This is a genomic window from Flavobacterium frigidum, from assembly GCF_048286795.2.
Window position 1 is genome coordinate 133,668 of the sequence record NZ_JBLVPT020000003.1, and the last position, 13,407, is coordinate 147,074.

The following is a 13,407-nucleotide window of genomic DNA, read 5'->3' on the forward strand; positions in this document are numbered from 1 at the left end:
TTAAATTTTACCCTCTTTAATTTCATCAACAATTTCAGGATTCAACAAGGTTGAAGTATCTCCAAAATTAGAGTAATCGCCTTCGGCTATTTTACGTAAAATTCTACGCATGATTTTTCCAGAACGGGTTTTTGGTAAACCGGAAACAAACTGGATTTTATCCAACTTAGCAATAGGACCTATGTGATCAGATATGTGTTGATTAATTTCTTTGCTCAGATTTTCTCTATCGCGATATTCCCCCGTTTCTTTTAGAATTACAAAACCATACAAGGCATTTCCTTTGATGTCATGTGGGAAGCCAACAATAGCACTTTCAGCAACTGCAGGATGCTCATTGATAGCATCTTCAATAGGTGCTGTACCTAGGTTGTGACCAGATACAATTACAACGTCGTCTACGCGGCCCGTAATTCTATAATATCCAACTTCGTCACGTAAAGCGCCGTCTCCAGTGAAATATTTACCTGGAAAGGTAGAAAAATACGTGTCTTTATAACGCTGGTGATCGCCCCAAATGGTTCTGGCAATTCCGGGCCAAGGGAATTTAATACATAAACTCCCGGTAACTTGATTGCCTTCAATTTCGTTGCGTTTTTCATCCATTAAAACGGGTTGGATTCCTGGTAATGGTAAAGAAGCATACGTAGGTTTTGTAGGCGTTACAAAAGCAATTGGCGAAATCATAATTCCTCCGGTTTCGGTTTGCCACCAGGTATCCATCACCGGACATTTCTTGTCTCCTACGTGGTTGTTGTACCAGTGCCAAGCTTCCTCATTGATGGGTTCTCCCACGGATCCAATCACTTTCAAAGAGGTCAATTGGTATCTTTGTACATATTCGATGCTTTCTTTTGCCAAAGCTCTAATGGCTGTTGGTGCCGTGTAAAATTGGGTGACCTTATGCTTTTCGATAGTCTGCCAAAAACGACTGAAATCTGGATAAGACGGAACGCCTTCGAAAATTACCGTCGTAGCTCCATTCAATAACGGTCCGTAAAGAATATAGGAATGTCCGGTAATCCAACCAATATCAGCGGTACACCAAAAAATATCATTGTCTTCATAATTAAAAACATTCTTAAAAGTATAGGCAGAATACACCATGTAACCTGCTGTAGTGTGTACCATTCCTTTTGGTTTTCCGGTAGAACCGGAAGTGTAAAGGATGAATAATGGATCTTCGGCATCCATGATTTCAGCCACATTATTGTCCGAAGCTTGGTCTAAAAGTGGTTGCAACCATTGGTCACGACCTTCTTTCATCTCAATAGTTGAGTTGATTCTTTTAGCAACTAAAACGTTCTCCACACAGGGACAATTTAATAAAGCTTCATCAACAATACTTTTTAAATCAATCGTTTTGTTTCCGCGATATCCACCATCAGAAGTGATGACCATTTTACATGCGCTGTTGTTGATTCTAGCCGCCACAGCCGAAGCAGAAAATCCTGCAAAAACAACCGAGTGAATCGCTCCAATTCTGGCACAGGCCAAAGTGGTGATGGCTAGTTCAGGAATCATGGGTAGGTAAATACAAACGCGATCTCCCTTTTGTATGCCTTGTTCTTTTAGTACGTTTGCCATTTTGCAAACACGCTCGTGCAGTTCATTGTAAGTGATGTGCAACGCCTGCTCTGTTGGGTCATTTGGTTCAAAAATGATAGCAGTTTTATCTCCTTTTTTGGCAAGATGCCTGTCGATACAGTTTTTTACAATGTTTACTTTAGCATTAGTAAACCATTTTATATCGGCTTCAGCCATATTAAAGTCTACAACTTTATCCCATTCTTGGTACCAAGTAAAATTTTCAGATGCCACTTTGTCCCAGAATTTTTTGGGTTCACGAACTGATTTTTTGTAATGTTTAAAGTATTCTTCTAAATTATTAATTTTATAGTAACTCATGATTTTGGTAAATATTAAATATTATAAACGCCTATTTTATACTTTTTTAATGCGGTGATTATTTCTTCCACAATGCTTTCATCGTCAATGGTGGACGGAATCTGAAATTCATCGCCATCTGTAATACTACGCAATAGTTTTCGCAGGATTTTCCCCGAGCGCGTTTTTGGTAATCGCTGCACAATAACTACATTTCGTAAAGAAGTTACAGCTCCAATTTGCTGCCGAACCAGCTTAATGATTTCTTGTTCCAATTGGTACTGTTCGATTTCATCTCCTGATTTGGTCACCACCAAAGCCAAAGGAATTTGCCCTTTCAACTCATCGTGAATTCCAATAACGGCGCATTCAGCAACAGACTGATGGGAAGCAACAACTTCCTCCATTTCAGCTGTTGACAATCGATGTCCCGCTACATTTATGACATCATCCGTTCTTCCGGTGATGAAAACATAACCGTCTTCATCTTTGTAACCACCATCGCCAGATAAATAATAACCGTCAAATTTGCTGAAATAACCGGTTTTGAAACGCTCCTCGTTTTCCCAAATTCCTAACATATTGCCCGGAGGTAATGGCAGTCTTACAACAACCAAGCCTTCTTCATTGGCGCTTAATTCGTCACCATGTTCATTAAAAATCCGAATATCATATCCACAAACTGCTTTTGTGGCAGAGCCGGATTTCACCGGCATTTTTTCAATACCAAGAGAATTGGCAATCATTGGCCAGCCTGATTCTGTTTGCCACCAATGGTCAATTACAGGAATAGGAATGTGTTGTTGATACCATTCTAAAGTGGCATTATCACAGCGTTCGCCCGCCAAGAATTGATTTTTTAAACAACTTAAATCATATTGTTTGATGAATTCTCCGTCGGGATCTTCTTTTTTGATGGCTCTGATGGCGGTAGGAGCCGTAAACATCGTACCTACTTTATGTTCTGCTATTATTCTCCAAAACGTACTCGCATCAGGAGTTTTTATGGGTTTCCCTTCAAAAATTATGGTTGTATTTCGGTTTAATAATGGTCCGTAAAGAATGTAGCTGTGCCCAACTGCCCAACCCATATCTGATGCTGCCCAAAAAGTCTCATCTTCTTTTACATTGTAAATGTATTTCATGGAAAATTTCAATGCCACGGCATATCCACCAGTATCTCTTACAATTCCTTTCGGTTTTCCCGTAGTGCCAGATGTATATAAAATATACAGCGGATGATTCGAATTCACAGGAACACAAGCGGTTTCTTCGGATCCGTACACTAAGGCATCGTAATCTACATCGTACTTTTTAAACGGAATTCTCGCACCTAATTTTCTGTTGAAAACGATTACTTTTTTTGGTCGGTGTAAAGCGAGTTCAATAGCTTCGTCTACCAAAGGTTTGTACGCAATTAAACGGTCGACTTCAATTCCTGAAGAAGCGGTAATAATCGCTCGGGGTTTGCAATCGTCAATTCTAATTGCCAATTCATGTGGTGCAAAACCTCCAAAAACAACCGAATGAATCACTCCAATTCTCGCGCAAGCCAACATGGCAAATGCAGTTTGAGGAATCATTGGCATGTAAATTATGGCAGTATCTCCCTTTTTCAATCCTAGTGATTGCATCCCTCCGGCTAATTTTGCGACTTCTGTTTTTACTTCTGAATAGGTGTATTTTTTTACAGTTTGTGTTACTGGGGAATCATATATAATGGCAACTTGGTCGCCATGTCCGTCTTGAATGTGCTTGTCTAATGCGAGATAACAAATATTCAATTCACCATCTTTGTACCAAAGTGGATATCCATTTTTATCTTTCGACAAAATCGTTTCCGGTTTACTATACCATTCAATTTCATCGGCCTGTTCCGCCCAAAATGCTTCTGGTTGGTCGATGCTTCGGGTATAAATTTCTTCGTATTTCATGGTGTTGAATTTGTTCCTTATTGAATTAAATCCTGTACTTGTTCTACTAATTTTTTGACTGAAAAAGGCTTGACCACATATAAATTTGCACCTAATGCAAGTCCTTTTTCAATGTGTTTTTCTTTGTTTTTTGCCGAAAGGAAAATGACTTTGCAGTGCCGCAATCGTTCGTCTTTTTTTATTTGTTCCAATGTGGCAAAACCATCAACCATAGGCATCATTACATCCAGAATAATCACATCCGGAAGTTGTACTTCTAAAATATCTAAAGCCTCTTGGCCGTCGCGTGCTATAAAAACTTCAAAATTGTTCTTTTTGAAAGTATATTCTAGAGCCATTACAATATTTGGCTCGTCATCTACAATTAAAATCTTCTTCATTTTTCAGCTATTTTCTGTTGTATTATAATTGGGTAATGTAAAGATGAAAGTGGCTCCGTCAGTTATATTATTTTCACTCCAAATGCTTCCTTTATGGTGTTCTATAATTTGTTTACAAATGGCTAATCCTAAACCGCTTCCTACTGGTTTTTTGATATTCTGGTTTCTGGATTGATAGAATTTATCAAAAATCGCTTCAGTATCTTCTTCTTTAATTATTTTACCGTTATTGTGAATTTTGACTTCTATATTGGTTTCATTTTCAAGTATCGAAATAACTATTTTTCCATTTGTTTCTGAACAAAACTTTATGGCATTCGACAACAAATTATGAATCACCTGAACAATTCGTTCTTCGTCATAAAAAGCTCTTATTGTCTTGTTTGAATCATCAAATTCAATGTGTATTTTTTTATTTTTAATTAATTGATTTAAGGATTCTAAGGTGTTTTTAATGGTTTTTGTAATGTTGTTTTTAGACAAATAAATCTTTTGTTTTCCGGTTTCAAATTTTTCTAAATCCAGAATTTTATCAATCAAACGATTCAAACGATCGGATTCCGATATGATGTTTTGCAAAAACTGCTTTCTCAATTCTTCCGGAATGTCATCATCATCATGAAGGATTTCGCTCGCTGCACGTATTGCGGTTATTGGTGTTCTCAATTCATGAGTAACCGTATCCAGGAATTCATCTTTTTGAATGTCTTTGTTGACCAGTTCCTGATTGGCATTTTTGAGTTGTTCCGATATTTTTTTTAATTCATTCGAAGTATCTGTCAGCTTTTTGTTGATAATAATGTTTTCTTTGGACTCCTCCAAAATTCGCAATACTTCGGGCAAACTGATTTTATCTTCTTTAACTACACTCGATATTAATATTTTGGCGGAAGCCGTACCAATGTGACCCGTTAATAAATTTTCGGCAAACTTTATAAATCGGGCATCGGCAGTCGTAATATTTTTATCGATGTTGTATTTTAAATTGAAAATAGTCAACGCTCGTTTTGTTCGGTCTTCGCCAAGAAATCGCTGCAACACTTTTTGAATATCCGAGATGTAAGCGGTCCCTTTCCACACAAAAGCGTTTTCGTGATTGGTAATGTATTTATCAATATCCACAAACATTTCGGCATAATTGCGTTCTCTGTAATTTCCTTTAAAACTCACCGATACTGCTGCATAACTCATGATGTTAATTAATAAGCTCCAAAAAACAGCATGCGGAATAGGTTCTAAATAATCCAATCCAAAAAGTTGAAATGGCTTTAAGAGGGAAATTCCCCAAGGTCCTTCGGTAACAAAAAGACTGACTGAATTAGTCATTCCGGTTGCATACGGAATTAATAAGGTATAAAAACAAACAGCAAATCCGAGAATAATTCCGGTGATAGCGCCATTTTTAGATCCTCTTCGCCAAAAGATAGCGCCAAAAAAGGAGGGCGCTAATTGGGCAATTACTACAAATGCTACTAAGCCTATTGAAACCAGTGAATAGTCTAGAATAAATAATCTGTAGATGGCATAGGCCAAAATAATTAGAGAAAAAATTCCAATTTTACGACTGTTTACGATGCGTTTGCTATTTTTTTCTTGAGATGAATTTTCTAAGGAACCTATAAAGCCATACGGAATCAATAAGTTGTTACTTAACATTGTGGCTAGAGATATAGACGAAACGATAATCATTGAAATCGCTGCAGAAAATCCACCTAGAAAGACCATCACTGTCAATATATTATTGTCAAATAACTGAGGAATCAGCAGTGAATAGGTGTCTGCATTATGGTCTTTTCCTTCAAAGAGAATATTACCGCCCCATGCTATTGGGAATACAAAAAGGTTGAAAAGTAGTAGGTACAATGGAAAAAGCCAAATGGCTGTTCGGATGTGACTTTCTTTATTGTTCTCGACAATCGCAGTGTGGAATTGTCTTGGCAAAAGGAAAATAGCAAACATGGATAGAATACAAAGGAAAAACCAGTTGATTCCGTTTGTAATGCCGCCAATCGTATTTTTTTTGTCAAAATCCTTAAGAACAGCCGCTTTTTGATAAATATCATCAAAACCGTCAAAAACAAAATAGGTAACATAAATACCTACGATCAAAAAGAAAACTAACTTCAGGATAGATTCCATAGCCACGGCGGTTACTATTCCGCGTCTTTTTTCGGAAGCGTCTACATATCTTGTTCCGTAATAGGAGGCAAAAAGGGCTAGAGCAAGACATACGTAGGTTGTAGTATCAGTAAAAATATTTGAACTTGCTTGTGTTTTTGTAACAATATGAAAGGTATCTGATATCGATTTAAGTTGTAGGGAAATGTAAGGTAAAATACCAGAAATACAAACTATGGTAACTAATGCTCCCAGAAATCTGCTGTTTCCGTATCGTAAAGAAATAAAATCTGCAATGCTGGAAATTTTATTTACTCTCGAAATTCGGATAATTTTCTTAAGAATAATCATCCACGTTGGGATAATTAATATGGGGCCTAAATAAATGGGTAAATAACCCAAACCAGATTCTGCAGCAACACCAATACTTCCGTAATAGGTCCAGGCTGTACAGTATACGGCTAATGAAAAGGAATAAATGTAGGGATTATTTGTCCATTTAGAATGGCTTCTTTTTTCGGACCAATAGGCAATGTAAAAAAGAATCGACAAATAAAGCACCAATATTAATAGGAGTCCAATGCTATTCATAATATCTTTTTATAATTAGGTACGATATGGCGATTGAAAACAGCCAAGCCGAGAAGATATAAATATAGATTATTGGAAATCCAAAAAGTGGTTGTGAACTGTCAAATAACAGCAAAAGAGGCGCATTCAAAGCCAATAACATTAGCATTGAAAGGATAACCAACTTTTGTTCATGTCTCTTTTTCATAGGGTGATGCAGTTTGTTTTGCAGCGGAATGTGCTTTGGTCTTTTTGTTATAATTCTGTTTTAGAATCGAAGGCTTAAATTAAAAAAAAACAAACAACCTCTGCAAATTCATGCAGAGACTGTCTATTTTTGGTAATGGTTTGGTTAACTGTCTTTTTCATCGTAATCTCCCATTAAGGAGTAATAACCAAAAGTGCCGAGTCCTAAAACCACAAGCGGTAGCAGTATGAAAAATATGATTATTCCGAAAACTAAATCTTCCTGTTTGCCGGAGGTTAATTTTCCTCCAAAAATGTCAATGCAATAGTAGGCCGTAGCAACTGCTAATGCAATCCAAACTAATCCTAAAAGTCTTTTTATCTGATTCATATGTTGATTTTTATTGTTTTTTATCGGTCATATGTAATTCGCATATCATCATTGGTGTTTGCGACCCAATTACAGTAATGCTCATTTCATAGTTGTGTTTTTATTCGTGAGCGTTTTTATCTTTATTTTTAATGTAAACCATTCCAACTACAAAACTGACTGCAGCGATAACAATTGGATACCAAAGTCCTTCCAGGTAAAACTCCGGATGGCCTAAGTCTTTTGCATTTGTCACAAAATAGGTTGAAATAGCAGGAAGTAACCCTCCAAAAATCCCATTTCCTACGTGATATGGCAATGACATTGATGTGTATCTAATTTTTACCGGGAACATTTCAACTAAGAACGCTGCAATAGGACCATAAACCATAGTTACAAAAATTACTTGTACAAATACTAAAAATATTAAAGCCCAATTGTCACTGGAGTTAATTTTAATAGTGGTTTTAGTTTCTGTTTTAGGTTTACCATCTACAACTTTAGCTGTACCGTTTTCTAAAGATACCGTTTTTACTTCTACTAATGTTGTTCCATCTGCATACCCTTTGTTAGTAGTATAGATAGAATCCATGGTTTGCTTTTTATTTTCTTTCAATTCAGCAAGTACCGTAGTTTTTTCGACCATTTCAGTTTTGTTTTTCACCGATGTGGTTTCGTACATTTGTTTGTAGATTGGTCGGTATAATAAAATGGCCAATAACATTCCGCCCATCATAATGTATTTTCTACCTACTTTATCACTCAGCCAACCAAAAAACACGAAAAATGGGGTTCCAAGAATTAAAGCAACTCCTAATAAAGTATCCACTTGAGAGGAGTCAATGGACATTACTGTTTTCATGAAATTCATTGCGTAAAACTGACCAGTATACCAAACAACACCTTGTCCCATTGTAGCTCCAAATAAAGCCAATAATACAAATTTCATATTGTAACGATTTCCAAAACTTTCTTTCAAAGGATTTGTACTTGTTTTTCCTTCGCTTTTAGCTTTGGCGAAAACAGGTGATTCATCCATGTTTTTACGAATCAAATACGAAACTCCAACCATAACTATGGATAACCAAAACGGAACTCTCCAGCCCCATTCATCAAATTGTTCGGGCGTTAAGATATTTCTTGTAGCAAGAATCACCATCAAAGAGATGAACAAACCTACCGTTGCAGTAGTCTGAATCCAAGAAGTCCAATATCCTCGTTGTCCTACAGGAGCATGCTCGGCCACATAGGTTGCGGCTCCGCCATATTCACCACCCAGTGCAAGACCTTGTAATAAACGAAGAATTAATACTAATAAAGGAGCCATGAATCCAATAGTTTCATAACTTGGGATACAGCCTATAAGGAAAGTTGCTCCACCCATTAATAAAAGCGTAACCATAAACGTATATTTTCTTCCAATTAAATCGCCTAATCTACCAAAGAAAAGGGCTCCAAATGGTCTAACTACAAACCCTGCAGCAAATGTTGCCAAAGTTGACAGGAAAGCCGCTGTTGGATTATCCGAAGGGAAAAATTTAGTTGAAATTACAACGGCTAAACTTCCAAAGATGTAAAAGTCATACCATTCGATCATAGTACCCATTGAGGATGCGGAAATAACTTTCCAAATTCCTTTTGTTGATTTTTCTTTCATGTATTGTTATTTTAAAAAATTGATTAAAGATAAATTTGAAGTTGTACTATGAAGTCTCCTAATGATCCTGAGCGGTTTGTTAGAGAGGTGTATACGGGTCTAGTAGAATATTGTGCCGTTATTTTGGCATGGTGTCCATCTAGGAAAAAGTTAGATCCTACGTCAAACTGTGTGCTTGATTGTTCCAAAGCATCAAAGTTTTTATAGGTAACAGCACCAAAAGGCTGGACACGAATTTTAGGTTTTGCGTCTTTACATGGTAATAAAACGCCTGCTTGTGTGTACCAAATATTTCCGGATCCCATTGTTGGCTGTGCATTTCCAGCTCCTGCTATAGCTCTACTCCCTGTGAAATTTGGATCTACTGAGCCAATATTCATAATACCAACATTACGCAAATAATTAGGACCAAAATCATAATCATATAATACACTGTAAGCTGTAACGGCCATTTTGTTTTCTTTTTTTCCAATAGGCATATCAAGAAAAACATCGGCAGAGAAAAGTTTGATGTCATGTTTGTTGATAGTGCTGTTTACAGAAGATTTAGTTGCATCTGGAGCAGTGTAAAAACCAGCGCCAATGTTGAATACTTTTTTAGTTCCTAAATAGCTACCTACTTTAAAAGGCAATACATTGGCTTCTTGCTCTAAGAATTGATACTCAAAATAACCCGCTTTAGACCATTTAGTGTTGCCACTATTGTCAACCGCTACTGCATCATCGGCCACAGTTACATTAGTAGGAACTAAATTTGTAGCATACGGTTTATTATAACTCATTCTGTACTCTAACTTACCGTATTTCCCTTTAGCAAATAAACCCACTTGTCTGGCAAACTGATCGGAGTTCTCTATTAAAGGCCAGTTAAAAATAGGGGCATCTATGGTTAAGAAGTTTAGCGTTGAAGCCATCGTTAGTCTAGACAATCCCATGTAGTAGTGCAATCCAGCACCGAGTGTAAAACTAAATTTCTTATCTTTTTCTGGCAATACAACTGCATATTCATTCCATGCATCATGAAAGAATAAGCCAGGTTTTTTTCCGGCACCGTAGCCACCAGTACCTGAAGTTCCTGCTGCGCCACCGTTAATAAAAGTTTGGTTGTTGATTCCAAAATGGGTTAAAATCATGTATCTTTTGGATACTTGAGCATACGCTAGAAAACGCAAACGTCGATTACCAATGTCGGTTGCAGTTGATGCTGGCTCTCCTCCAATCATGGTTCCAGGATTCATCTGTGCAGAACGAAACCAAATTTGGTTCCACGCAATCACTCGCATGAATTTGGAACCGTCTTCGTTCAGGTTAAATTTCAATCCAGCGCCATAGTCAGTGGAGCCTTGTGAAAATCCTTTGAGTGACAGTAAGAGTACTGCCACCATAAAAAATATTTTTTTCATAAATAAAATTTGGTTAGTAAATGGTTGGTTAATAAAGTGCCAAATTCTATTATTTTATTGTTAAAAAAAATTTAGATATATTTATGTGTAAACTGCTATAGTTAATCTTTAAATCGCTCCCATTTTATCAGCATAAACTTATCGCCAAGTTCCGTGATAATCATTCCTGCTCCGGATAATTGTTCTTTGTTTTTAAGGTATTCAATAAGCTCTAAATGACTTAATATCTTATAAGTAGGATGGTAGTTGGCATGCGATGGTTTTTTTATGTTGAAGGTCTTAACCCAGTTGCTTACAGTGACGTGGGAGACACCTATAATTCGCTCAATTTCACGAAAACTCAACCCTTCAAGGTAGAGTTGCAATGCCTTGGTTACATAGTAATCATCGATCTTTTTGCCTATTTTATTTACCGTAAAAAAATAGGTACATTTTTTACATAAGTACCTTTGTTTACTGTTTATTATGCCACTTTTTATAATGTGGTTATTTTGGCATTTCGGACACGTTAAAAGTTCCATATATATAAATTTTGCATAAATATAGCAATTTAGCAATTATATAAAAATGAATTGTCCAAGTAATCTGTTTTAAATTAATAAAAGATGCATTTTTATTATAAAAAATGTATGTGGTTGATAATTTTTATCCTTTTAAACAAAATATTTCACTTTCAACTGTATGTATGTCTTGAAATCGATTTGTTTAAGAATTCGCTCTATTGGTTTTGATACGATTTTTAATGTAAAAGATATTTTATAAAAAGAATATAACTAATATTGTTTATAGGCACGAGGGGTATGCGCGCGGTCAATGTCATTAAGCTAAGGAATAATCCCTATGATTGTGTCATTCCGACGAAGGAGGAATCTCAACAAACGTGCGCAACAAACAGAGATTCCTCCTTCGTCGGAATGACAAATAAACACTTAACTTAATAACATTGCGGCACGATAGATTCTGGAATTTTAGTAGTTTAACTTGATCAACTGTTTGAGGGAATAATGTATTGCAATGGATCCGTTTCGCGTAAGGTTCAGATTGTGAAAACGGTATTAGGAAAATAGTTCGTGATTTTTAGCCCTGATGGAAGCGGCATCCTCGGAGCGTAGCGAAGAGATACAGCGTACAGCAGGAGGATTTATTCTTGAAAACGGCAATCATTCTGCTCCAAATTGTAAATTGAACCAAACCTTTTTAGTAGTTTTACTGTAACACATTTGTAATATGACACTCTTACTGTTGAATCTATTGTAAAAAATATACTTTATGAAAAAAATCATTTTAAGTGCTGTTGTGCTTTGTTCAACGTGCTTGTTACAAGCACAGTCCATCAATACAATTATTAATAAAAACGACGTTACTAAAATTGAGAAAACACTCGCGGCAGATGATATGCAAGGCCGTAGAGCATTTACTCCGGGTATTGATAAGGCTTCCTCTTTTATTGAATCTGAATTCAAGAAAATAGGCTTACAAACCTTTAACGGTGCGAAAAATTTTAAGCAGGAGTTTTTCATGACCGAGTCTAAAAATAGTAGTATCAATGTGCTTATTGATGGTAAAACAATGGATGAAGTAGATGTAGTTTCTTTTTCATACCAACCGCAAGTCCTTATGACTGAAAAAAGTGACGTTCAAGTTGTGAAAATTAATGCTGGAGATAAATTTGGTCCAAAATTTTACGAATACTATCAAAGCGGCAAGAATCTTTTGGTTTTAGTAGATGCCTCTTTCAAATCCCGAATTCAAAATATAAAGCACATTCCGCAAATGAGTGCTAATCCTGCTGGAAATACAGTAGTTTTTGTTTTTGGAACAATGGAAGCAACACAATTCTCTATTGAAGGTACTAACGTAGTAACAAAAAAAGCATTAAATAATGTAGTAGGTGTCTTAGCAGGAAAAAGTAAGCCAAATGAATATGTAGTGTTTTCTGGGCATTATGATCATTTAGGTGTTGGGTCACCGGCCGAAGGAGAGCAACATGATGCAACTGATTCTATTTACAATGGTGCCAATGATGATGCTGCGGGAACAACAGCCGTGATCATGTTGGCCAAATATTTTAAAAAACTAAATAATAATGAGCGCACAATCCTATTTACAACATTCGTGGCTGAAGAAATAGGAGGTTATGGCTCTCAATATTTTTCAAAACAAATAGATCCAGCACAAGTTATGGCTATGTTTAACTTGGAGATGATTGGAACAGAATCAAAGTGGGGTAAAAATTCTGCTTACATAACTGGTTTTGAAAAATCAAGTATGGGTGAAATACTTCAGAAGAATTTACAAGGATCAGCGTTTAAATTTTATCCGGATCCTTATCCAGAACAACAATTATTTTATCGTTCAGATAATGCTACGCTCGCTAAGCTTGGCGTTCCAGCACACACAATTTCTACTTCAAAAATGGATAACGAACCTAATTATCATAAAGTAAGCGATGAAATAGAAACTTTAGATATGGTAAACATGACTGAAATTATAAAAGCTATTGCAATTAGTTCGGCTTCAATCATCAACGGAAAGGATACGCCATCGCGTGTTGACAGTAGTGCTTTAATTAGAAAATAATAAACTTCTACATTTTCATTTCTAATGCTGAGAATGTGCTACAATGGGTAATTATTTGCAATTTATATGCAAATAATTGCCCATTTTTGTTTGGTTGATTTTGCTTATTTTTATTTGATTTTTTAATAATTTGAAAAGGATCTCATAGCCACGGACTGTATAAAATGATGTTCCTTAGTTATAGCAAAGTTTTATAAATCGATGGTAAACATAAAAGTTGTGTTTTAAGTGATGGCTAAAATTTAATGACGTAATTTAATAAAGCACTAAATTTTTTTGAGACAGATTTCAAAAATTAGCAGAAATTAATTCGTTATGTAAT

At 36.1% G+C, this 13,407-nt stretch carries 10 protein-coding genes; 2 read left to right on the forward strand and 8 right to left on the reverse strand.

Translation table 11 applies throughout. The features are described from left to right. The 8 genes from acs to ACNQGB_RS05830 form a co-directional block, all read right to left on the reverse strand. A complete protein-coding gene (acs, locus tag ACNQGB_RS05795) occupies positions 1–1,908 on the reverse strand; it encodes an acetate--CoA ligase (protein ID WP_417944965.1) in 1,908 nt (635 codons plus the stop codon). A 14-nt stretch (positions 1,909–1,922) separates the two neighbouring features. Beyond that, positions 1,923–3,821 (reverse strand): acetate--CoA ligase, encoded by a 1,899-nt coding sequence (locus ACNQGB_RS05800; RefSeq protein WP_417944963.1) that lies wholly within the window; start codon positions 3,819–3,821, stop codon positions 1,923–1,925. A gap of 17 nt (positions 3,822–3,838) precedes the next feature. Then, positions 3,839–4,201: a response regulator transcription factor gene (locus ACNQGB_RS05805; protein ID WP_417944961.1), complete on the reverse strand. Its 363-nt coding sequence runs from the start codon at positions 4,199–4,201 to the stop codon at positions 3,839–3,841. 3 nt (positions 4,202–4,204) lie between these two features. After that, positions 4,205–6,910, reverse strand: a complete 2,706-nt coding sequence (locus ACNQGB_RS05810; protein WP_472777080.1) for an ATP-binding protein — start codon at positions 6,908–6,910, stop codon at positions 4,205–4,207. A gap of 331 nt (positions 6,911–7,241) precedes the next feature. Beyond that, positions 7,242–7,466 (reverse strand): DUF6814 family protein, encoded by a 225-nt coding sequence (locus tag ACNQGB_RS05815; protein WP_417946554.1) that lies wholly within the window; start codon positions 7,464–7,466, stop codon positions 7,242–7,244. Positions 7,467–7,566: 100 nt separating this feature from the next. Then, positions 7,567–9,102 carry an MFS transporter gene (locus ACNQGB_RS05820; protein ID WP_417946552.1) on the reverse strand — a complete coding sequence of 512 codons (1,536 nt, stop codon included), beginning with the start codon at positions 9,100–9,102 and terminating at the stop codon, positions 7,567–7,569. 23 nt (positions 9,103–9,125) lie between these two features. Continuing rightward, positions 9,126–10,505, reverse strand: a complete 1,380-nt coding sequence (locus ACNQGB_RS05825) for a porin (protein WP_417946550.1) — start codon at positions 10,503–10,505, stop codon at positions 9,126–9,128. Positions 10,506–10,606: 101 nt separating this feature from the next. After that, on the reverse strand, positions 10,607–11,026 hold the full coding sequence (locus tag ACNQGB_RS05830; RefSeq protein WP_417946548.1) for an IS1/IS1595 family N-terminal zinc-binding domain-containing protein: 420 nt from the start codon (positions 11,024–11,026) through the stop codon (positions 10,607–10,609). A 565-nt stretch (positions 11,027–11,591) separates the two neighbouring features. Here ACNQGB_RS05830 and ACNQGB_RS05835 point away from each other — a divergent pair. After that, positions 11,592–11,720, forward strand: a complete 129-nt coding sequence (locus ACNQGB_RS05835) for a hypothetical protein (RefSeq protein ID WP_472777081.1) — start codon at positions 11,592–11,594, stop codon at positions 11,718–11,720. Between the two features lie 54 nt (positions 11,721–11,774). Then, the gene (locus ACNQGB_RS05840) at positions 11,775–13,085 is read left to right on the forward strand and encodes a M28 family peptidase (RefSeq protein ID WP_417946546.1); all 1,311 of its coding nucleotides are present in this window, start codon (positions 11,775–11,777) and stop codon (positions 13,083–13,085) included. Positions 13,086–13,407: the final 322 nt, after the last annotated feature.